We start from the raw sequence: 21231 nt of genomic DNA on the forward strand, positions 1-21231 counted from the left end.
CCGGGGCGCCCTCCGAGAAGGCGCCGATGACATGCAAGTGCATGGCCCGGACGTACGAGGGCCACCTGATGAAGACCAAGGCCGGCTACCCCGGCCACGTCTACCGCGGCGCCATCTGGGCGGCCCTGATTGCGCCGACCGCACACACTCCGACCCGACAGGAAGAACCGAACGATGCGAACCCCCGCTGACTCGCGCGCTGACGCCCAGCGCTTCATCAACGCCCTGCCCAACTCCCTGCCCCAGGACGAGTCGCGCCACGCCGACGCCGTGCAGGCCGCCCTCTTGGACAGCGGACTGCTGGACAGAGCCGACCTCGGCAACTCCCTGGGTGTCGTCGCAGCAGCCCGAGACGGCCTCACCAGCCTGGCCCATCTCCTGGATGCAGGCACTTCAGGACACGGCGCGGGCCGACTGCTGCTGCTCCTCCTCGCTGAACGCGAGCGATTCACCGCGCAACCGGAACCCGACGGTGTGGAGCCAAGCGTCCGCGAGGGCGCGACCGCGTTGCTCGACCTCGCGCAGTGGCACATGGCGGATCCCTTCCAGCTACTCGGCTCGGCATTGGAGGTCCACGCCGAGGAAGCGCGCAGCTTCGCCCCCGCGCTCCCTGTCAGCGGGCCGGACGTGGTCGTGGTGACGGAAGGGCTCGCCCCGGACAAGAAGGAGCGGCACCTGGCCGTCGGGACGTTCGACAGCGATGCCCTCGCCGTCTGCGGTCGGTGGCTGGATCAGCGTGCCGAGGACGCCGCAGGCGTGCAGGTGCTGCCCGAGTGTTCCGGCTGTTTCGGTCGCGCGCCGCTCGATCCCGCACCGGTCTTCACCGCCGCCGAGCACGACGCCTGGACCGCCTTCATCGCCGGCCGCCACAAGGAGGAAGCGTGAGCGCCGAATCCGGATCCGCCATCATGCGCCGCCTGGCGGCGCAACTGCCACCCAAGATCGCCGCGAGGCCACGCGATGCGCGCGGCTATCCGATCAGCTTCGTGACGGCTCTCGGCCCGGACGGGACGCCCGACTTCACCGAACTGGACGGCCCCCGTCGGGCCAAGGCGATCATCGAGCACCTGTGCGGTCTGTGCGGGCAGACGCTGCCGGTGATCCGGGCCGTGATCGGTGGTCCGCAGGTGGTCGAGCACCACATCGCGATGGACCCGCCGATGTGTGTTGAGTGCGCGGTCTTCGCGGCCACGCACGCCGCGGCCGGCTGCCCCTTCCTTCTGATGCCGAACGCCCGGTACCGCAAGGACCGCGCCACCAGGCCGTCGTCACCCCTGGTGGCGCAGGAACGGCCGCATACCATGTACCTGGCCCGCACGTTCGCCCACGACGCGTTCCGCCTCGCGCTATCCGACGGATCCGAAGAGGTCCTCGCCCGGTGCGCCCGGTGGACCGGGCTCCAGGAGATCCGGGCAGGGGAGCTGGTCGATGTCCGCCACCTCCTTCAGAGGTGATTGCATAATTCTATGAATGCGATTACGGTTATGGAGTCGGGATGCCCGCGAGGTCCACCCCCCTGAGGCCCGCCCCACCCCCGCCGTACGGGGCGACACAACCGCGCCCCGTTCGGCCTCCTTCCTGGCGAGAGCAACGCCGGGCCCACTCGAACCGAAGGAACCACCCATGAACGCCACCGCCACCGACGTCCCGCTCCCGCTCGCGGACCTCGACGCGCTGCCCACGGACCAGCTGGTGACGATGCGCCGGGAGGCGTACCGGATCCTCGAACGCCGCAACGACGAGGCGCTCCCCGGCGTCGTCCTCGCCGCCGTCACCCAGGCCACCACCCGGGCGGGAGGGGACCCGACTGCGCTCGGCGCGCCCGTATCCGTGGCGTTCACGACCCGCGAGGACGGCAACCGCTTCATCTGGCACGAGGACGCGGCGGACGTCACGTTCGAAGGCGGAGCGGTCCAGCAGCTGGACCTGTCCGTGCACGAGGAGCTCAGCGGCAGGCTCGGCGCCCACGAGGAGTGGAAGGAGCCGAACGAGGACGCCACGCTCACGGTCACCTTCAACCCGCCCACCCTGAGCGTCAGCTGACGACGTTGCGCCCCCGGGGTCGCCCGCGCGGCGGCCCCGGGGGCGCAACGCAGGTACGGCTCGCGTGACCACCTTGACCGGCCGGAGAGCAACCGGCCGGCTCCCCGCAGTTCCCCTCCTTCCAGCCCAGGAGTACGTCATGTCGGGCCTCGTCGTGCCCGAGTCCGAAACGGACGCGAACACCCTTCTCGACCTTCTGACCAACGCCCCCTTCTCGGTCCCATACCTGGGTCAGACCGTCGACTGGATCCACCGATCCGTTCAGCAGGACGCCGAGCTGAGGCACCTCCCGCTCGGCGTCGCCGCCGAGGCGCTGCAGCGCCTCAACGCGTACGCGGCGGGGTCGGGGTCCGGCGCCGGCGAGCTGGCGCAGCGGCTGGCCGACGCCCGCCACGCGGTGACGGCCGTCCGGCACGACCACTACATCGGGATGGCGATCGGGCAGGGCGACAGCAGTGGTGCCGCCCGGATCCACCGTGGAGCCGAGGTGCGAAAGGTCGCCGCGGCCGTCGGCCGCTCCCGGGTTGTCGCCGGGCCCACTGGGACGGTCGTGGTAACCGGCCGGACCTCCGGGAACATGGCCTTCCGCCCCGTCAGCCCCGAGTTGGCCCACCAGGTCAAGATCGCCGCGCGCGAGCGCGAGGGCGAGGCCGTGCGGCGCAGCCGTGCCGTCCGCCGCGTTCTTGCCCAGCACGTCCGGATGGTCGACTGGAGCGAGCCGGCGACCGTCGGCGTCGTGGTCGATTCCCGCCATGAGACGGTGAGCGTCTCGTGGTGGGAATCCCAAACGATCGACGGCTCTAGCCTCTGGATCGAGGGCGGAGTACGCCTCCTGTGCACCGCCGTCCTCTCCGACCAGGGCTACGCCGTGACGCTCGCCCCCAACGGAACCCTGCACGTATCCGCTTGAGTACCCAGTCGGTCGGTGACGGCGTGAACCCGAAGCAATTGAGTTGCTTAATTCTACGAATCTCTGTAATGTCTGAGCTTTGTTCGGCCGCTCTTCCCCGTTGATCCCCGCTCCGGAGGGCGGATCGCCTGACTACACGCCATCGGAAGACAAGAGGTCATCACATGCCCAGCACGCTCTCGCCTGCCGCCGTCAGGAGCCTCAAGGCGGCGTCCGCCGCCTCGAACGGGCACCTGCCGGACAGGATCAGCAGGAAGGTCCTCAAGGAGGTGCTGACCGGAAAGTACGCGTACCGCTTGGACCGCGATCGCTACCGCCTTTCCGTCGAGGACGCGCTGGCCAGCACCGACGGGCCGGTCGTGATCACTCTGGAGGGGCGACGTGCCGTCCTGAGCCCGGCGCAGACGAACGCCTTGGCCCTCCATGTCGCCTCCGATGGGCGGATGGCGCCGAACGTGACCTGGCAGACGGCGAAGTCCCTCACCGTTCTCGGGCTGGTCGAGTACCGCGACGCGGCCGGAGTGCCCAAGCCGACCGACGGCGACACCGGGGTGTCCGGCGCGGTTCACTACCCCTTCCGCACCGGCCTCGGACAGCAGGTTGCCGAGCTCCCCGCGCAGCCCGGGAGCTGACCGCGACGCGGGCGCCGCCCGTCGAGTACGGGCGATCCGCTGACCGCAGCAGGGACACCACGACCACCGCCAAGCAGCCTGGAGATACCGGTATGTTCCGGCCCTGCCCCGCCGTCAGTTCGAAGCGGGTGACCACGTGAGCCTCGAAGACAGCGCCACCACGGCGGAGCAGATACGCGCCGACCTCGCCGACTTCTTCGGCAAGCCCATAAACGGCTACCCGCTGGCCATGGACCTCATCCAGACCATGCACCTCAGCCGCACCAGCCAGGACATCGCCGAGGACCGGGCCGCCGTCAAGCTCCACCTGGGCCTGGTCACGAAGATGTCCAAGAACCTCGACGAGGCGCAGGTATGGGTGGCCTCGCGGGCCCTGACCGGCGCCGTGATTGAGCACGAGCTGGTCACCAGCTCCGACGGCTACTTCCTGGAGAACACCGACGAAGCTCCGGCCCCGGTCGGCGTCGTGCACTTCCCCGTCCCGATCACCGATGCATCCGACCTTCCCATTCACGGGTTGGCCTGGGAAGCCGAGGGGACCGGAGACAAGCTCCTGCTGTCGGTCACCGCGCTCACCAGCACACCTGATCTCCACGGCATCCTCCCCGAGCTCCTCGTCCCCAACCACCAGGCCGCCACCCCCTACACGCCCAACGCGATAGTCCTGGCTGTCCCCCAGATCAGCACGAGCATCCAGAGCTACGGCCACGCCCCGCACTGGGGCGCGGCCCCGGGGTCGATCCTCGTCGGCCTGCTTCTCGCGTTCTGGGACCTGAGGCCCGCCTTCGAGCACGACGAACGCACGGTGAGGCAGAAGAGCGGCAAGGTCCGCAAGATCCGCGTGAAGTTTCGCGAGGTCCGCGTGATCCGCGAGGCGGCGACGCGCTACACCGGCGAGCGCGTCCCCTCCGGGCAAGACCACAAGTGGGGAGAGAAGACGCTGCGCTGGGAGGTCGAATCCCGGTCGAGCTGGCGCTGCCCCAACCCCCACGAGCACAAGGCCATCATCGCGGCCGGAGGGGAGTGCCCAGCCGTCAAGGCCCAGGTCAAGGCCCACGTCAACGGCCCCAAGGGCCGCGAACTCGATCCCCGCCGCGCAGCTCGTATCAGCACCATCAGCACGAAGAGGAGCGGAGCGTGACGATGCTTCACGTCATCGAGATCGGCACCCCGCCCGCTGACTCGCTCGGATCACTCCCCGTCGAGCCCCGCACCGTCCGGTGCGGGGCCTTCGCCCTACCGCAAGGACATCCCGTGCCTCCTACCGCCTTGCCCTCTGCGCGAGCCTACGAGCGCCTGATCACCGAACTCGCCGGCGAGGTCGGCGTTCGCTCCGCCGTCTCCTGGGCCCACGCCGTCGCCCTGGTCGAGCACGCCACCGGGCACCGCCTCGTCGACTGCTCTAACGGGACCGGCCCGGATCACACCCGTCGCGCCCTGGAAGCCCTGTCCGCCGCCCACCCGGCCCTCGAATCGTTCGCGGACCCGCAGGTGGCACCCCTCTGGGAGAGACCGATCAGCCAGGCCGGCTGGGACCGGATTGCCCAGCTGTGGGGCCTCGTCCCGATCGCCGACGGCCGACACCGCCTCGACGGGTACCGGCTCGGCGACGCCTACCAGGCCCTGTCGGCGGACGCCCGGAGGTCCAGGGCGTTGTGCCAGACCCCTCCCTGGGTCGCGGAACTGCTGCTCGAACTGTCCGTGGAACCAGCGCTCGACGATGTCGGAGCGGACCGGATCAGGATGATCGACCCGTCCTGCGGGACCGGGCACATCCTTCTGGCCGCCTTCCACCGCATCCGAGCGCACCGGCCGCGAGGGCGGGCTCCGCGCACCGCGGTCACGATGGAGCGTTCCCTGGAACGTGCCTTGGAGGCCGTCCACGGCGTCGATCTGGATGGGTACGCGGCAGCCCTGGCGCGGTACCGGCTCCTTGCGACCACCGCGGGCGTCCTGCGCCGGCCGATCTCAGCGGTCCCGGCGGCATGGCCGGTCCAGGTGGCCTCAGCCGACTCGCTGCTCAGCACCGACGAGCCGCTGCTGCGCCCCGGCAGCTATCACGCGGTCGTCGGCAATCCGCCGTACATCACGGTTCGCGACCCCCAACTGCGCGAGGAGGTTCGACGCGCCTACCCGGAGGTGTGCAGCGGCAAGTACAGCCTCGCGCTCCCGTTCACCGTGCTCATGACGAGGCTGGCCAGGCCGGGCGGGACCATCGCGCAGCTGACGGCCAACTCATTCATGAAGCGCGAGTTCGGCCGCAAGTTCATCGAGGAGTACCTCACGAAACTGGATCTGACCTGGGTAATCGACACCTCGGGGGCGTACATCCCCGGACACGGGACGCCAACGCTGATCATGGTCCACAAGGCACAACTGCCGCAGGGGGACACCGTCATCACCATTCGCGGCAACCGCGGTGAGCCGCACGTCCCGGCGGACCCGTCCCAAGGCTTGGTCTGGAGGGCGATCGAGGAAGCCGTTCACCAACGGCTGGCGATGGACCGCCTCCGGCGAGGCATGGAGGAACACCTGAGGGAACAGGCATCCAAAGACGAAACAGATATTGCTTAACTCTATGAATCCATATAGAGTCTAAAGTGCGTTGCCTGACCGCGCCGCCCCTTCCCCTGGAGTCAAATCCCATGAGCAAAACGGCTATGAATACTGCGCTGGACGCTCTGCGCTACCTCGCGTGGATGGCCGCCGCAGGACTGTTCGTCTACAAGGAAGCCGAGTTGATGTGCCTGGCCGTCGTGGCCGCCATCGGCCTTGGCCACTGGCGAGAAGCCCACTGACGTCCGTCCGCATCCACGGCGACGCCAGCAATTCAACCGACAACCCCGGACCCACGTTGGATACCTCTGCCCTTCCGGCCGATTCGCCGCCCCAGGTCGCCCTGAGCCAGCAGGACGCCGCCCTCCTGGACTTCGAGTACCGGTACTGGCCAAAGTCGGCACCAACGGCGCCCGGCCCGAAGGAAGCGGCGATCCGGAACGAACTCGGAATCTCACCGACCCGCTACTACCAGCTACTCAACAGCCTCTTGGACTGCGGGGCCGCTCTCGCCCGGCATCCCGTGATGATCAACCGCCTCCGTACCGTGCGCGAGAGCCGCCGAATCGCGCGGCGATGAGCCGACAGGCCTGCGGATCCCGCAGGTTGCCTCCCGCCGCACCGCGGCGTGCCACGGCGCTCAGCCGGGGGCACGCCCGGCACTCACGGTTGGAGGCCACTCCAGGCCGGAGCCAACGTTCCGGCGCACACCCGCCGGTTTAACTCGATTCGCTAGGCAACAGGGCCCCGGCCCAGGGCCGCCCCTCCACCAACACGTCAGCCTCAGTAGAAACAGCGGCGCCCGCATCCGCATGCGGCTGCCCAGCCCGCCACCAGCAAGCCCGCCCGCGGATCCATACGGATCGAGCTCGATCGCGGTATCCACCCGGCCACCCTCAAGCCACTGCTGGAGCCGGGCACCACCGAGCCGGCCTCCCGCTGCGGATCATGCGCGTTCCTGGCGCAACGGATGACCGGCAATGGAACTCCACGGATGAAGTGCGCCATCAAGGCTCAGCGCCGTCGGGGGCCGGACATCAAGCCCGACTTCCCCGCTTGTGTCGACTTCCGCACTACAGCCGCCGCATAGCCGTCAGTCCCGCACTCCCGGCGGTGGGCGCACTTCCGCAGCTGCGCCCACCGGGGCTGGGGCCCCTCCACCCTCCGCATGTTGAGAGGTACCACCATGGCAAGCATTGCCGAGACCCCGACCGCACCGATCGCGGCGTTCCGCTGCTCCCATTCCGCCCAGACACGGCCGCTCCGCCACACCATGATGGTGCTCGGCGGCGGTGCGCTCTGATGGCGGCCGAGCTCTCCCTCGCGCGAGGCGAACCGTGCATCGGCTGTGAAGCGCAGGTCGGCGGGCACCACCTCGCCGGTTGCCGGGAGATGGAGTGCCCGCGGACCGGTCTACCCCAGACCTACTGCCCCGGCCGGCACGGCCACAGGGGAGGCGGGATCTGGACCGGCCTGGTCCCGGGCGAGGCGGCGGCCGTGTCCTTCGGCTGGTTCGCAGCGCTCAGCCCCGGCAAGGGATGGACTCCGGTTCCCCCGCAAGCCGATGCCGCCGAGTACGGCGCCGACTACATGCCCGACTTCAACAGGGTCTTTTACCAGGCCTGCTGGGACCAGGCGTCCCAGCAGTGGATCAGGCCAGAGACTCCTCCGGACGGGGCGCATCCGAGCCCGTAGGACATTGCTTAATTCTACGAATCTGACTAGAGTGGAGACATGCCGACAGGCGGTCGCAGTGAATGCGACCGCCGGGCCCACTCTCACGCCCGGCTCAATCCGACAATCCCAGGAGATCTCAATGGCACCCACCGCAGACCAGCGCGCTGCCCAGATCCACGACCGCCTCGCCGGTCGCGCGCAGCGCGCCGTGGCCGATCAGAAGAAGAAGCTCGCCGAGCACTGGGACCGGTTCAAGGGCATGGACCCGCAGATCATTTACCCTCCGTCCCTGTTCAAGGGGCTGGAACTGCACCAGCGGCTGATCGAGATGTGGTCGAGCGTGGCCGGGCAGTGCGCCCTCAGACACGCGGCCCAGGTCTTCCAGGACGAAATCGCTCGGGCCGAGGTCGCCGTCGAGGTGGGCGTGACGGCGGGCATGGGGACCCACGTGTCCAATGCCCGCCAGGAGATGCACGTCGAGGCCTGCCGGTACTTCCGCGAAGAGGCGGAACGCATCTACAAGGCGCTGACCTGAGGCGCGGGCCTTCGCCATCTCAGCGCCCGCTAACACAGGGCGCGATCAACACGCACTCAAGGGAGAGATCATGGGAGCCATCAGCAATCACGACGTACTGGTCTACGGATACCGCCTGGGCGGACCGGCCGACAACTGGGTTGGCCTGTCCGGCGAACTGGTGCGATACGGCGACGCCGGTTCGTCATGGCCGATGCCGCGCGTCTCCTGGTCCACCGAGGCGATGCGCGAAGAGAATCACTCCGACCACTTCGCGGCAGCGGCGGAGGAGCGGCTGACCGAAGCCGGCCTGGGCGCGCTGCGGCTCCAGACGTACTCGCTCGGCTATGACGACGAGGGCTACATCCTCGCGGCCGTCGTGCATGAATCCGCAGGCGGGCCGACCACCTTCAATCCGGCAGCGATGAGCGCCGCTGCGCAGCACGATGCGAGCCTGACACGGGCGCTCTCCGTCCTGGAGCTGCGCACCCGGGCCACCACACCCGAGTGGATCATGGCGAGCTACTACGCGTAGCTGTTGCCGTACGCCGAGGAGCAAGGGCAGTTCGCGATGCAGCTGCCCGCTGCTCTCGTCGAGCCGCTCCTGCCGAACCGGTCGCCGTCGCGCCCGGCCCGGTCCAGGTGATCGCACGCCGAGGCTCCACCCGGGGCCTCGGCGACTTCGCCTGACAGTGGTCCGGCGGGCGTGAGCTCGTCGGACCGCACCCATCACCGAACATCGAGAGGAAGACCGTGAACAACCGGAAGGAAGCCGAGAAACTCACGGGGGAGCTGACTCGCTGGTTTTCCCCCGACGCGCAGCGCACCAATCGGCTGACCAGATCCCTACTGCGGCACGCGCAGGAAGTGGTGGGCCGCCTGCTCTCCGACCTCGACCGAGCCGAGGAGGAGCTGAAGTCCCTTCGAGGTGCGATGGAGGCGGTAGGCCGGATGAGTCCGCCCGCATTCCCTGCTGGCGGCAGCCACGCTTCAACAGGCTACGCCGACGGATACCGCGCGTGCCTGGCCGATCTGCACACGGCGGTGAACGTCGCCGCGCGAGAAGCGCGCCGGCTGCAGGGCGGCGTACGGGAAGACTGCTCCTGATGGGCAGGTCCGCGCTACGGCGCACCAAGGTGTCCGCCACCAGGCGGCGCGCGTGCACCGACAAGAGGAAGTTCCCGTCACCTGAGGCGGCACAGCGGGTCGCCGAGCGGATTAGCCGCGAGGATCCCTGGCGGCACCCCCGAGTCGCGTACGAGTGCCAGTACAGCGGGCGGGAACCGCACTGGCACATCGGACGCCCCTTCGACATTCCTCGGAGCCGACGCCGGTAGACCGCGGCCATCCGGTAAGTAGGCCAGCACGGTCGACCACATCAAGAATTGCTTAAGTCCATGAGTTAGATTATTGTTCAGGCATCTCTCCGCTCGTTCCTGCCGAGCCGGACGCTCTCCAGCCTCCCGGTCGTAGCACGGCGCGCCCCGATCCCCTGATCCAGTTCTCGAACGGAACCCCCATGGCTTCACGACATGCTCTTCTGTGCCTGCCGCCGCACTTCGCCGAGACCGCGTACACCCTCGACACGAGGCTGCGGCGTGCGCTCAACAAGGTGCGAGGTGGGCACTTCGACAGCTACGAGATCACTTCGGGCCGGTACACCGGCCACTTCCCGCTGGCCCCCGGAGCACCCGCGGACGATCCGCGTCTCGTACGCCCCGCGTCGGGTCCGGCCGACGCGTGCGCGGGCGGCCCGCTCAGCCTCCTGGACCTGACCGCGTTGCGGGACCGCCGCGCGGCGGAGGCAGCCGACCTCTACGACACCTGGGTGCCCGCCACCGACGGGATGCCCCCCGCCCAGCCGTGGGCGACGTTCGCGGAACGCTGGGACGGGGACTCTTTCCAAGCGCTCCTCGCCTTCCGCGAGCAGCCGCAGCTCAAGGTGCTGGCCGGTATCAAGAGCGGGCCGGGGACCCGGCAACCGGGCGAAGAGGCGGCCCTGATCAGGCTGGACCGCAGCGAGTTCATCAACCGGGCCCGTCGACGTGCCGTACCCGGCAACAGCCTCCGGGAGCTCGACGGCACCTGGACCACCGATCCTGCCTGGCTGAACTCGGACGACTTCTCCGAGACCGGCAGCACCGCCTACTTCGACCACGCGAACGCCTACATCGACGCCCTCCCCGCCGACTACCTGGTCGTGGGCGTCGACTGCCGCCGCTGAATTCCCGCCGGGCCGCCCGCCTCGATCCAGCAGGCGGCCCGGGGACCGAAGCACCGTCTGAACTCTCCGCCCGACACCCCATGCTCCAAGGAGACGCCCCCATGTCCTGGGACCTCATCCCCTGTCAGCACATCGACCGCGCGGATCTCCATGCCCGCTACGGCGGGCGCATCCAGGCCCGCATCAGCCCCTCGAAGCGGAGCCCGAACATCCACCTGTTCATCACGCCCGACGCCGAAGCCAGTTCGTTCGACGGCTGGACGGGCAGGCATCTGTACTTCGGCGGGGAGGGCGGTCTGGACGGCACGGACCAGACGCTTTCGCACGGCAACCGCTGCGTCTTCGAGCACGAAGAGGACGGCCGGGCGCTGCGCGTGTTCCTTCAGCTTCACGGACAGCCGGTCCAGTACCGGGGCCAGTACCGGCTGGACCCAAAGGTGCCGTTCGTGCACGTCGACGCCCCCTCCGACGCGCGCAGACCCCAGGACGTCAGGCGGGCCGTCATCTTCCGGCTGCTGCCGCTGAACGGCTCTCCGCCGGTGGTCTGCCCGTGGCCGACGCCGTCGCGCGGCGCCGAACCGTCCAGCCGACCGCCCCTTGCTTCGTCCAAGGGGCCGTACTGAGGCACGCGGAACCCAGCCCGCCCAGGAGTCCGCGAGCAAGCTGCTCCAGCGCTACGAAAGCCACACGAGGTGGTTTCACCAGGCCGACCTGACCGGCTACCGGATCAAGACCGCCGGGGCATTCACCGAACTCCATGTGGACCTGTACGACCTCACCCGCAACGAGCTCGTCGTGGCGCGCGCCACATCGGCACGGGCGCCGTGCAGGGCGCCATCGGGGAGCTTCACGACCTGGTCCGCTACTTCGATCCGGAGCCGCGCCGTGTCCTGCTGCTCCCCTCGCCGCCCGGCAGCGACCTGATGGAACTGCTGCTTCGCCAGCAGGTGACTGCCATGTGGCTCTCCGGTCCGCGTGAGTTCGCCCGCGCCGAGCCCCCGGTCTGACCGCTCGCATCATCTTGGTGCCCTGCCGCCCGGCGGCAGGGCACCGCTCGCCGAAGGAGAACACCGTCACCATGACGGACGACTCGCCCCCGCTGGCCGGCTGCGTTCCGGCGTTCGGCCGACACCGGACCTACCCACCGAGGCAGGGCTGGCTCCTGAAGGTCCACACCGCCCTCCAGGACGACCCGCACCTCTTTCACCACCCTGACACAACCGTCGTCCTCGGCGTCGGCTCCAGCATGGTTCCGAGCATGCGGTTCTGGGCCGGCACCTTCGGGCTCGTCCAGGAAGACGCCGCAGGGAGCGGAGCGGCAGCACCGACTCCCCGGGGCCACTGGCTGCTCGACGAAGACGGCGCCGACCCCTACCTGGAGGACCCGGCCAGCCTGTGGCTGCTCCACTGGTGGCTGCTCAGCGGCACGCCGTGCTCCGTGCCGGCCTGGTACTACCTGTTCGCCCGGGCCGGGCTCTCCACCTTCACCCGCGCCGAGCTGCGCTCCCACATCCGCCGCGCGGCCGAGCAGACCGGCTGGAAGCCTCCGGCCGACGACACCATCGGCCGCGACGTCGCGTGCATGGCGGCGATGTACGCCCCGCAGGCCGGATCCCCCGACCAGCCGCGCGCCAGCGTCGAGGACGTCCTCAGCAGCCCCTTCCGCGACCTCAATCTGCTTCGCACTTCGGCGCCCGGGTACCACCACCGCGGTGACCGCAGCCACGTCCTCTGCCTCAACCGCGGAGCCGGCCGGCTCGCTCCCGACGCTGTCCTGGCGTACGCCTGTCTCGACCACGCCGCACGGATCGCGGCACCGGCCCCCGGAAGCACCACGCTCTCGCTGCTGGCCAACGGGCCCGGCAGCCCGGGCCGCGTGCTGCTGATCGACACCCGCTCGCTGCACAGCGCCCTCGAGCGCGCGGCCCACCGATACCCGGGGCTGTCGGTCGTCGAATCCGCAGCGGACGAGGTACTCCTCGCCTACTCCGCACCCCCTGCGGTGCTGGCCAACGAAGTCCTGGCCGCCGCCTACCGCCGCCCAGGGCCCCGGTGACCGCTGACCTGGCCCGGCCGAACGCCCCCTCCGGTGAGCTCCAGCCCATCCAGCCCCGGCCTACCAGTTCGAGTACCAGCAACTGCTCGCCGCCGGCGTCCTGGTCGACCGCGCGGGCCGGCCGGTGAGCGGCGCACCGTGCCCGACCTGCGACTGGCTCGTGGACACCTTCACCTGCCCCGGCTCCGACAAGGGGAACCTTCGGTGAAATGGAATTTGCGGATGGTGGCCGCCCAGCGAGACCTGTGGCGGCCGACAGAGGTGCTCGCCGCCTTTCAGCAGGTCGGGTTCAACCCGTCGCTGAGCAAGGTGGCGGCGCTATGGAGCGGCACGCCGGTCACGGTGCGCCTTGATGACCTGGACAAGTTGTGCGCCGCGCTGAAGTGCACGGTCGCCGACCGACCTGCTTCAGGCCGAGCCGCTCGCGGCCGGCCAGGCTGCGCCGGAGTCCGGCCAGCGTGCGGTCGGCGCCGAGGAACAGCTCGGGTCAGGCCCAGTGCGGCCGGTGCCGCGCGGCCGCTCGCGGCGCCGGGCCGCGCTCGCTCCCGCCGAGCTGAGGGGCTGACGGTGGAGGCGGGTCGCGGGAAGGGGCTGGCGCGGAGTTGCCCGGTGTTCCTGGGGTGGCTGGTGGTGCCGCGCTGAACCCGCCCTAGTCGGCAGGGCCAGCTGCTGTCCGCGCGGCGGCCCAGCGGCCCGCGGTGTTCCTGGTGCCCCGGAACGATCGGGTGCTCAACGCTTCTTCAGGGCGTCTTCGGCCGTGTGCCGCATCGCGGCCAGGGGTGCGGGGGCTTGGCCGGTCTGGAGTTCGACCTGCCGGGCGGCCTGGTGGACGAGCAAGGGCGGTCCGCTGACGAGCATGAAAGGGAAACCCGGCATGGACACCTCCATCACCGCCACCGTCCGCAACGCGGCCAAGGCCGTGATCCTTCACGACGGCCGGATCCTGCTCCAGCGCGCCCACTGGGAGGGGCAGGAGTGCTACCCCCTCCCCGGCGGCGGCCAGCACCCCGGCGAGGCACTCGACGTCACGGTCCGCCGCGAGGTCCTGGAGGAGACCGGCCTGGAGGTCACCGTCGAGCGCCTGCTGTGGCTACGCGAGTACAACGGCGCCCAACACGGCGGCGCCCCGGAAGACCACCGGGTCGAAGCGATCTTCCGCTGCCGGCCCGACGGTGACCCGAACAAGCTCGGCGGCCACGCCGAGGACGACGCTCAGACCGGCCTGGAGTGGGTGAACCTGGAACAGGTACCCGCCGTCAATCTGTTCCCCCACGGCCTCCGTGGCCCGATCGCCGCCCTTGCCGACGGCGAATCCCCGACTCGCTACCTCGGCGACATCGCCTGACGATCCGCTGTGTATCGGCCGTCCGCACTTCAGCGGCCCGCCCCGTTCCCTGTGCCTGGTCAGGCACGCTTCAGTTGGTGCGGGAATTACGGAGGTGCTCGCCTATGTACCCCACGTAGATTCGCCCGTTTCCAGCCGTGTTGTCGTAGAGGTGGAGACGTGGGGCCGGGGGTTTGCCGGAGCCGATGCGGATGTGCTCCGCCATGAGGACACGGCCGGAAGGATGGACCTCGCGCGGGACGGGCAGCACGCGCTCCTCGCGCAGCTTGGGGGTGTTGAGCACCAGCTGCGACTCAGTCGCCGAGTACCGGCTGCGAGGCAGCGGTACCGGCGCGTCCTTCCACGACAGATACGCGGTCACGTGAGGCAGCAGCTCGGCGCCGTGCTCGCTCTTCGCGCGGGCGTACGCGTCCAGGGCGCGGAGGGCTTCCCAGGTGCGCTGGCGCCAGGTCGCTTCCGAGGTGTGGCCGCGCAGCGGCCGGACGGTCGCCGGCACGTCGCCAAGCACGATGCGGTCCAGCTCGGCCTCGGCGCGCTCGACGAGCTCCTCCCAGGAGGCTGGGCAGCAGTCCTGCGGCGGCTGCTCGTCGGACGGCTGGCCGGCGGCCGCGAGCCGGGAGCGCAGCCAGGCGATCTCGCGGGCCTGTTCGTCGAGCAGGTCCTCGGCCGCCTCCGCCTCGCTCTCGGCTGCGTCCCGGCGGGCCTCCGCGTCCCGCAGGGCCTGCCCCAGGTCGCTGGTGGCGACGGTGGTGAGCAGCTGCTCGTGGGCGGCTTGGGCTTCCGCGAGGGCCACGCGAGCATCGTCCACCGCTCGCAGCGCTTCGGTCTGCCGAGTGCGGTAGGTGTGTGCCTCCTGCTGGGCCGCGTCCAGCAGTGCGACGGTCTCCTTGAGTTCTGTGCGCAGTTCCTCCTGGGCCTGGAGGGCGGCGACGAGCTGGGCCTCTGCGGCGTCCAGGTCCTCTTCGAGTTCTTCGGCGACTTCCTGGTCGGTCGCCAGGGTGAACTGTTCGCGCAGCAGCGCGACGTGCCGGTGCAGGTCCGCACCGGTATGGCGCGGGAGCAGGGCGTGACGGAGGACGGCGTCGATCAGCGCCTGCGGGCGCCCCAGGCTGAAGCGCGCCTCGGCGATCACCAGGTCTGCTGGGCGGATCTGCGCCGGACGGGGCCGCTGGGGGACGATGAGGGCGCCGGCGGGCGGGAGCCGCAGTCCGAGAGGCTTCAGCTCACGGTTGACCGCGGTCAGTGCCCACGGTGCGACGCGGTGCTCGACGAGCCGGCCCACGAAGCCGGCGGGCAGGTAGCGAACCAGAGGCATGAGCGGGCGCTCTGGGTCCTTCAGCTCGTCGTCGGTCGTGAGCACGTGGATGTCTGCCTGTGCCTCGAGGGAGGTCCGGACCGCCTCGCGCGCCGCCTCAGTGGAGTCCACCAGGTTGGCGGCGCGGTAGCGGAACAGTCCGCGGGCTCCGACGATGTCCCAGGATGAGCTGCTCGACTTCGGCCAGAACAGTGTCGCCGGTGAGGGCCATGCCCAGTCCCAGGGCTCGGACGCCTCGGCGATGATCTCCCACGTGTTGATCGGGCCGCTGTCGAGCCCGGTGAGCGTCATGCGGGCGCGGACGGTCACGTCCTTCTCCGGGCGCCAGCGGGCCTCGAACATGCGGCTCGGCCGCTTCTCGTCGGGGTAGTCGTGGCGGACGAAGCTCTCGACCGTCCCGGCGGCGACCAGCTCGTCCAGCCGTTGCTCGACCACACGCGTCGACTGCTTCACCACACTCCTGCCCCCTGAATACCAGACGGTGCCGGGCAGCGGGGACGGGACATTCTTCCGGGGTGCCATGCTCGCTCAGGGGACGGGGACGGGGACGGGGAACCCGTCCAGTATCGCCCAACCCACCGACGTCGGGACCGGGACGGTCGATGCGCAGCTCTGCGGCCATCGGGGCGGAACACCGGCACCGGCACATAGGGGCACGGTCGAGCCGGTGTCTCGAGGTCCTGCGGCCCGCAGCCAGGCCGGCCCCATCGGGTCCGCCACTGGGCGGGAGCTGCTCGTATGAGGCTCTCCGGGCCCGGGGCCGCCGCTACGCTGGCTGGGTGACTTCCGCCCCTGCCCTCAAGCGCCCACTCAGCGATATGCCCTGCGACCCCGGCTACATCCGGTTGTCGTACGAACTGGAGGCGTCGCTGGACAACAGCGACCGTGAGGACACGCTGGAGAAGTGGCGGGTGACCGCCCACCTGGGCGAGGACGGCTTCGGCCTGGAGAACATCCCGCCGTGCGATCAGTGCACCGCCAGGTGGAACCGAATCGAGGACGAAGGCGGGTTCGTCGACGAGGACGAGGAGTGCGTGCATCGCCTCCACGTCGGCGTGCTGGAACTGGTCAAGGTCCGTTGGGGCGGCTCGCAGAACCCGTTCTGGGCGATGGAGGAGGAGTCGCAGAACCTCTACGAGATCGCCGAGACCGTCTTCAACGACGAGCACGACGGCTATACGGAGGAGTTCGAGGAGATCACCGAGTTCTGGGGCGAGGACCTGCTCGTCCTCGACAAGGCCGAACTCGTCGAGACGTGGCGGGGCTTCGGCCTGGGGCCGATGATCGCCGCGGACGCATTGCGCCGCCTGGCGCCCGGCTGCCGCGCGGCGATGGTGCACCCCGCTCCGATTGATGCGACGGACATGAGCAAGGACGAGTGGGCCCACGCCCTCGACCGGCTGCGCGCACTGTGGGCGACGCTCGGGTTTGTCCCGTACGGCGACACCCCTTACATGATCTTCGCGACCGCCTGGGCCGACCCGGAGAACAGGCAGAACGCCCTGCGCAAGGCGAGCAGTGAGCTCAGCACCCAGTGGCGGGCGGCGCGGCAACACGGCTGAGACCGAGCCGCCGACCACGGCACAACGCACCCCCGTTGCCACACAGATAGGGAAGCAGAACCCCGTGTCCAAGGTGTACGACAGCCTGCCGACCCCCATCACCGAGGCCGGCGAGAACGTATTGCGCGCCTACACCGAGGCCAGCGTCCCCACGACGGACCCGGGCCTCTTGCACACGGTCGAGGCCATGCTGTTCGCCGAGGCCGCGGCCCTGGAAGCCGTCGGCCTGCTGACCGAACGCCAGGGTTCCAGCAGCGACCTGATGTTCGCCGAGCTCCTGGACGAGCCCGTCTTCACCGACCTCGCGCCCACTATCCTGGCCATGCTGCGCTTCCTACGCGCCCGCATCGCCGGCCATGACCCCGTCCTGCGGCTCGATCCCTCCACGTCCCAGCCCGCCCTGTGTCTGCTTCTGCTGGCCGGGCAGGCCCTGGTCAGTGCCGCCGACGACCGGCCCGGCACCGAGCCGGTCCGCGACGCGCTCGCCGAGTGCCTGCACCGGCTGTCCACCGCCCCCGCCGAAGAGCGCTACCCCGCCGGGGATCTGGGGTTCGGCTTGGATGACGAGCAGCGCGACGAGGTGGACGAGGAGACGTACCTGCTGGACGAGGTCCGCAAGATCCTTACCGAGGCCGTTCCGCTGCGGCGGGTCTTGACCTCCGCGCGGGGCGAGGGAGGAGCGGCGTTCCTGGCGGTGGACCTCGTGGCCCGGCCCGATGTGGCTGATCTGCTGCGGATGCTGGCTACCGACCCGCCGGCCGGTGGTGCGGACACCTCGACACGGTGGCGGGCGTTCGCTGGTCCGGCCTCCAGCCTGATCCGGTTGGAGATCGAGTGGCTCCAGCCTGTGAACGCCGTTGTGGCCGTCGTTCTCGACGTCGACGAGTACGCGCCGGTGCTGGAGGCCCTCACCCGCTCTGATCATGTGCAGCTGTCCGTGACCGACCCGGTCGGCCAGCCGCGCGACGCCGTGATCCACAGCGTCAAGGTCCCCACCAGCGGCCCCGCACTGCGCCACCTGCTCACAGAGGCCGCCCGGCGCCGCCAAGACTGAAGTGACGGTTCACGTCACGGTGGGGCTTCGCCGTCGAGAGGCGAAAGCGCCCGAGCACGCGCATCGCCACCCGCGGCGGCGCCCGACCGGAGGCGACCTCCACACCCTCCCTGGGCTCGGCTTGCCCGGCCAAGATCAGCCGCAGAGCAGCCCGCTGGGGAGATCGACTCGCCGTAGCCGGGGGACCAGCGACTGGTCCCCGCCGGGCGACGCCGGGAGCGGTGCGGATTCCAGGGTGACCGCCACGGCGAAGAACTGGCGGCGCCTGGCGAACAGCACCGACCCGCTCTTCCATGACGGGCATCTTGCCGCGCTGGCGGCAGCGCAGACGCTGAGAGACGAACAGGCGACCTCGGCCGCTGGCATCCTTGACGAACCCGCCTGCCGACAAGCCGAAATGTGAGAGTCGCGTACGGGTTCGCGCCCGTTGGCGTCCAAGATTCTGCGAACCCGTTCGCTTCAGCCAGATCACGGTCCGAGATCACCGGCTCGGAGGCTGGCTGCGACGGGGTGATCAAGCGTCTGGTCCAGCTCGGCGCCCGACCGCTGGCGCTTGGACAGCACCGGGGCGAGTGGCTGGCCGACACCTTGCACCACCTCGGCGCCCGTCGGCTACGGCACCGCGGGAACTTCCGCTAGATCCTGCCGGTGGGGCGCAGCGCTGCGGAACGATCTCGGACGGCCATTGCCCTCGGGGCGCAGCCCTACTCCAAGCTTGTTGCTTACATCTATGAATAACTGTATGGTTTTGGAGTCGGGTGGCGGCGCCCCGCTAACTGCCAGTGGGCCCACCTGACCACACTCCAGGCAGCCGGGCCCACTGGCAGGCCACCCGGTCAGCGCCCACCTGGGGCAACGCGGGCATACCGCTCACCCGCACCTTCGCCAACCCGCTACTCGCCTCCCTGAACCAGTAGCCCCCTCCACACCGCCAGGAGCCCGACCATGCCCAAGCCCCTGCCTGAAGCCGACTACGCCGCACTCCGCGCCACCGGAGACGACCTGAAGCGCGCTTTCGACGCCATAGCGTCCGTCGCTGCCCTGCCGCCGGAGCTCGCCGCCGAGCTGCGCGCTGCCTTCCCCGCCGCCCGGGGCCCCGCCCACGACGTGTACCCGAACGTTCCGGCCGAGCTGCGCATCGACCTCCGGGAGGCCCTGATGGAGTTCTTCCCGCACCGGAAGTTCCCGATGCCGAGCGCCGTCACGATCGCCGTCACCAACGACTACGACGACGGGCCCGCCTGGAACACCTACGGGGCGACGCTCCACTACGGGCCCGACGTCACGGTCGAGGCCCCCGACTTCGAGCGAACGTTCGTCGCTGACGCCTTGGTCGAGATCAGCGATGACGAGCAGCCCTACGGGACGCCGAGCCCCGTCATGTACGTCCCCCTGCCCGCCTGAGCCCATCCCGCCCCGGCCGCCCGGCGCAACGTCGGGCGGCCCACCCAGCACGGAGAGGCCCCCATGACCCCCAGCACGATCAATGCCCCCGCCGACACCACCCCGGCAGCCCCGCCGCGCCTGAACGCGGAGCTCTTCGCCGACGAGCCCGCCATCCTCGCGATGGTCGAGCACTGGACGATGGACCAGCTGTTCGCCATCGGCAACATGCTGCTGAGCGAGGGCGACCGGCGGGGGGCCCAGGAGCTCCTGGAGATCCTGCGCGACCTGTGCGCGCAGCCGCCTGAGAACCCAGACTCGTCCGTGGTCAAGATCGAGTTCGTCACCGACAGCCCGTACGAGGACGGCGTGTTCTGGGACGGAGACGTGATCTACCTACACCGCGCAGACGGCTCGGTCGAGGAGTTCTACTGGCCGGAAGATCCGCAGGATCCGGAGTGGGACGCCATGGCCACCCGGTACGCGGATCTGCTCGCCGACTACGCCCGCGCCGACCACCCCCAGGAAGGCGACCACCTGGTCGTAGACCTGGTCAACGGCGAGTTTCGCCAAACCGGCCAGTGGTCGCTCTGCTGATGTACGCCACCGGTGGCGACCCCCGCCGCTGTGCGCGGCCGGGGGCCGAACGAATCGGCGCCCCACTCCGCCCACCGGGCAGCGCCAAGCCAAGCGTGGCGACGGCCGCGCAGGCGTGGAACGTGGCGAAGCAGGCCGGCTGTGTTGCCCCCAGCGGCTACGGGCCAACTGGCCGAGGTTTGCGTGCTGCTCGCCGCACGATCCCCGCCAGCCAGCCCCTGCCGGAAGGGTCTCACTCCGCCGAAGCACCCGCCTCGGCCGCGCCCCGCCATGCGAGCCCGGCCGCGAAGGGCCGCTGACCCGCCCAGCGCCCTGGGGGCGCCCGGCGGCCGACACGCCCCAACTCGTCGGGCGCCGGCCTCCGGCTCCGCCGAACGCGCCCCTGACAGTCCGATCCGACCGTTCGAGCCCTCACGGAGTCCCGTATGAAACCGCCCAACCCCACACCGCCCCAGCAGCGCCGACCGCTGGGCCGCCCCCGAGGCCACGCCGACGCCCACCGGCTCGGCGTGGCCGTCGCCGAGGCCTGGCACTCCACACCGTTCAGCAGCCGCATGGACATCCCCCTCGGCGTCGTCGCCTCCCTGGCCCTGATTCCGGGGAGAGATCATCCCGCCGAGATCGTCCAGATCATCAACGGGAGCAGCGACCGCCAGCTCCTGCAGGGGCTGCGGGAGGTGTGTGTGCACCACTGGGCTCAGCAGCCCGAGTTGGCACCGGTGATGACGCCGCTGTTCGCCTGGCTGGTCGAAGGAAACGCGGAGGACCTCGCCCGCTCGGTTCGGCTCGTGGTGGACGCCTGCCTGCGCGAGGGGATCCTGGACATGACGGGGAGCAGCGATCCGGAGGAACGCAGCCACGTCGATGTGCTTTCGTGGGTGCTGATGGAGCTACGCTCACCCGGTGCCCGCAAGCGCCTGGGCGAATACCACACACCGCCGCACCTGTCTGATCTGGTCGCGCACTTGGGCTCGGGCGGGACACTGCCTCCGGCCGGTGAGAAGTTCATGGAACCGACCGGGGGAACAGGCGGGATCTTCCGGGCAACCGCGCAGCGTGTACGCGCGCTAGGCGGGGATCCGGGGGACTACGAATGGTGGCTGGTCGAGATCGACCCGTTGGCCGCCGCCGCAGCGGCGGCGAACAGCATCGTATGGGGGCTCGGCCGCAGGGTCGTTGTCGCCTGCGGTGACACCTTGCGCGATCCGCAGGTGGCTGAGCACGTCGCGAGTACCCGGACCGAGCTCCGGGCCGAGCGCGACACGATCCTCATGAAGATCGCGACGATCGAGGCGGTTCGCCGAGTGACGACCATCATCGACAAGCACTCCGGCGAGGACGGCTCCTGACCGTCTGCGGAGGT

27 protein-coding genes and 1 pseudogene are annotated in these 21231 nt (G+C 70.0%); 26 read left to right on the forward strand and 2 right to left on the reverse strand.

All coding sequences use genetic code 11. The features are described from left to right. Positions 1-26: 26 nt before the first annotated feature. The 19 genes and pseudogenes from ACTVZO_RS39995 (at position 27) to ACTVZO_RS40085 (ending at position 13169) form a co-directional block, all read left to right on the forward strand. Positions 27-191, forward strand: a complete 165-nt coding sequence (locus ACTVZO_RS39995; RefSeq protein WP_443303487.1) for a hypothetical protein — start codon at positions 27-29, stop codon at positions 189-191. After that, positions 175-885, forward strand: a complete 711-nt coding sequence (locus tag ACTVZO_RS40000; RefSeq protein WP_443303488.1) for a hypothetical protein — start codon at positions 175-177, stop codon at positions 883-885. Before ACTVZO_RS39995 ends, ACTVZO_RS40000 begins: the two co-directional genes overlap by 17 nt. Then, the gene (locus ACTVZO_RS40005) at positions 882-1454 is read left to right on the forward strand and encodes a hypothetical protein (RefSeq protein WP_443303489.1); all 573 of its coding nucleotides are present in this window, start codon (positions 882-884) and stop codon (positions 1452-1454) included. Before ACTVZO_RS40000 ends, ACTVZO_RS40005 begins: the two co-directional genes overlap by 4 nt. Positions 1455-1623: 169 nt before the next feature. After that, entirely contained in the window at positions 1624-2043 is a 420-nt protein-coding gene (locus tag ACTVZO_RS40010) for a hypothetical protein (protein ID WP_443303490.1), read from the forward strand. 139 nt (positions 2044-2182) lie between these two features. Continuing rightward, the gene (locus ACTVZO_RS40015; protein ID WP_443303491.1) at positions 2183-2953 is read left to right on the forward strand and encodes a hypothetical protein; all 771 of its coding nucleotides are present in this window, start codon (positions 2183-2185) and stop codon (positions 2951-2953) included. 164 nt (positions 2954-3117) lie between these two features. After that, positions 3118-3585, forward strand: coding sequence for a hypothetical protein (locus ACTVZO_RS40020; protein ID WP_443303492.1), 468 nt, complete (start codon positions 3118-3120; stop codon positions 3583-3585). Between the two features lie 136 nt (positions 3586-3721). Continuing rightward, entirely contained in the window at positions 3722-4726 is a 1005-nt protein-coding gene (locus tag ACTVZO_RS40025) for a hypothetical protein (RefSeq protein ID WP_443303493.1), read from the forward strand. A gap of 128 nt (positions 4727-4854) precedes the next feature. Further along, entirely contained in the window at positions 4855-6159 is a 1305-nt protein-coding gene (locus ACTVZO_RS40030; protein ID WP_443303494.1) for an Eco57I restriction-modification methylase domain-containing protein, read from the forward strand. Between the two features lie 71 nt (positions 6160-6230). Next, positions 6231-6383 carry a hypothetical protein gene (locus ACTVZO_RS40035; protein ID WP_443303495.1) on the forward strand — a complete coding sequence of 51 codons (153 nt, stop codon included), beginning with the start codon at positions 6231-6233 and terminating at the stop codon, positions 6381-6383. Continuing rightward, positions 6329-6721, forward strand: coding sequence for a DUF3263 domain-containing protein (locus ACTVZO_RS40040; RefSeq protein WP_443303496.1), 393 nt, complete (start codon positions 6329-6331; stop codon positions 6719-6721). Before ACTVZO_RS40035 ends, ACTVZO_RS40040 begins: the two co-directional genes overlap by 55 nt. Before the next feature lie 722 nt (positions 6722-7443). Continuing rightward, positions 7444-7836, forward strand: a complete 393-nt coding sequence (locus tag ACTVZO_RS40045; RefSeq protein WP_443303497.1) for a hypothetical protein — start codon at positions 7444-7446, stop codon at positions 7834-7836. Positions 7837-7957: 121 nt separating this feature from the next. Further along, positions 7958-8353 carry a hypothetical protein gene (locus ACTVZO_RS40050; RefSeq protein WP_443303498.1) on the forward strand — a complete coding sequence of 132 codons (396 nt, stop codon included), beginning with the start codon at positions 7958-7960 and terminating at the stop codon, positions 8351-8353. Between the two features lie 70 nt (positions 8354-8423). Further along, positions 8424-8867: a hypothetical protein gene (locus tag ACTVZO_RS40055; RefSeq protein ID WP_443303499.1), complete on the forward strand. Its 444-nt coding sequence runs from the start codon at positions 8424-8426 to the stop codon at positions 8865-8867. Between the two features lie 218 nt (positions 8868-9085). Continuing rightward, the gene (locus tag ACTVZO_RS40060) at positions 9086-9439 is read left to right on the forward strand and encodes a hypothetical protein (protein WP_443303500.1); all 354 of its coding nucleotides are present in this window, start codon (positions 9086-9088) and stop codon (positions 9437-9439) included. A gap of 412 nt (positions 9440-9851) precedes the next feature. Beyond that, complete coding sequence (locus ACTVZO_RS40065) at positions 9852-10556, forward strand: hypothetical protein (RefSeq protein ID WP_443303501.1); 705 nt, start codon at positions 9852-9854, stop codon at positions 10554-10556. 101 nt (positions 10557-10657) lie between these two features. Further along, entirely contained in the window at positions 10658-11179 is a 522-nt protein-coding gene (locus ACTVZO_RS40070; RefSeq protein ID WP_443303502.1) for a hypothetical protein, read from the forward strand. Between the two features lie 201 nt (positions 11180-11380). Beyond that, on the forward strand, positions 11381-11563 hold the full coding sequence (locus tag ACTVZO_RS40075; RefSeq protein WP_443303503.1) for a hypothetical protein: 183 nt from the start codon (positions 11381-11383) through the stop codon (positions 11561-11563). Between the two features lie 71 nt (positions 11564-11634). Continuing rightward, positions 11635-12612, forward strand: a complete 978-nt coding sequence (locus ACTVZO_RS40080) for a DUF4007 family protein (RefSeq protein ID WP_443303504.1) — start codon at positions 11635-11637, stop codon at positions 12610-12612. Positions 12613-12816: 204 nt separating this feature from the next. Next, positions 12817-13169: pseudogene (locus ACTVZO_RS40085) on the forward strand (helix-turn-helix domain-containing protein). A 172-nt stretch (positions 13170-13341) separates the two neighbouring features. Here ACTVZO_RS40085 and ACTVZO_RS40090 read toward each other — a convergent pair. Further along, positions 13342-13488, reverse strand: coding sequence for a hypothetical protein (locus ACTVZO_RS40090; RefSeq protein WP_443303505.1), 147 nt, complete (start codon positions 13486-13488; stop codon positions 13342-13344). On the opposite strand from ACTVZO_RS40090, the gene ACTVZO_RS40095 reads away from it, so the two are divergent. Then, complete coding sequence (locus tag ACTVZO_RS40095; protein WP_443303506.1) at positions 13487-13957, forward strand: NUDIX domain-containing protein; 471 nt, start codon at positions 13487-13489, stop codon at positions 13955-13957. The genes ACTVZO_RS40090 and ACTVZO_RS40095 overlap by 2 nt on opposite strands. A gap of 70 nt (positions 13958-14027) precedes the next feature. Here the strand turns inward: ACTVZO_RS40095 and ACTVZO_RS40100 are convergent, their stop codons facing one another. Further along, positions 14028-15725: a hypothetical protein gene (locus tag ACTVZO_RS40100; RefSeq protein WP_443303507.1), complete on the reverse strand. Its 1698-nt coding sequence runs from the start codon at positions 15723-15725 to the stop codon at positions 14028-14030. 326 nt (positions 15726-16051) lie between these two features. Here ACTVZO_RS40100 and ACTVZO_RS40105 point away from each other — a divergent pair, with 326 nt between their 5' ends. From ACTVZO_RS40105 to ACTVZO_RS40130, 6 genes are all read left to right on the forward strand, one after another. Continuing rightward, complete coding sequence (locus ACTVZO_RS40105; RefSeq protein WP_443303508.1) at positions 16052-16834, forward strand: hypothetical protein; 783 nt, start codon at positions 16052-16054, stop codon at positions 16832-16834. 64 nt (positions 16835-16898) lie between these two features. After that, positions 16899-17888 carry a hypothetical protein gene (locus ACTVZO_RS40110; RefSeq protein WP_443303509.1) on the forward strand — a complete coding sequence of 330 codons (990 nt, stop codon included), beginning with the start codon at positions 16899-16901 and terminating at the stop codon, positions 17886-17888. A gap of 235 nt (positions 17889-18123) precedes the next feature. Then, the gene (locus tag ACTVZO_RS40115; RefSeq protein ID WP_443303510.1) at positions 18124-18291 is read left to right on the forward strand and encodes a hypothetical protein; all 168 of its coding nucleotides are present in this window, start codon (positions 18124-18126) and stop codon (positions 18289-18291) included. A 542-nt stretch (positions 18292-18833) separates the two neighbouring features. Continuing rightward, positions 18834-19292, forward strand: a complete 459-nt coding sequence (locus ACTVZO_RS40120) for a hypothetical protein (RefSeq protein WP_443303511.1) — start codon at positions 18834-18836, stop codon at positions 19290-19292. A 63-nt stretch (positions 19293-19355) separates the two neighbouring features. After that, positions 19356-19868 (forward strand): hypothetical protein, encoded by a 513-nt coding sequence (locus ACTVZO_RS40125; protein ID WP_443303513.1) that lies wholly within the window; start codon positions 19356-19358, stop codon positions 19866-19868. A gap of 425 nt (positions 19869-20293) precedes the next feature. Further along, complete coding sequence (locus ACTVZO_RS40130) at positions 20294-21217, forward strand: N-6 DNA methylase (protein ID WP_443303515.1); 924 nt, start codon at positions 20294-20296, stop codon at positions 21215-21217. Positions 21218-21231: the final 14 nt, after the last annotated feature.

This window comes from Streptomyces sp. IBSNAI002 (genome assembly GCF_052244475.1).
Lineage (GTDB): Bacteria > Actinomycetota > Actinomycetes > Streptomycetales > Streptomycetaceae > Streptomyces.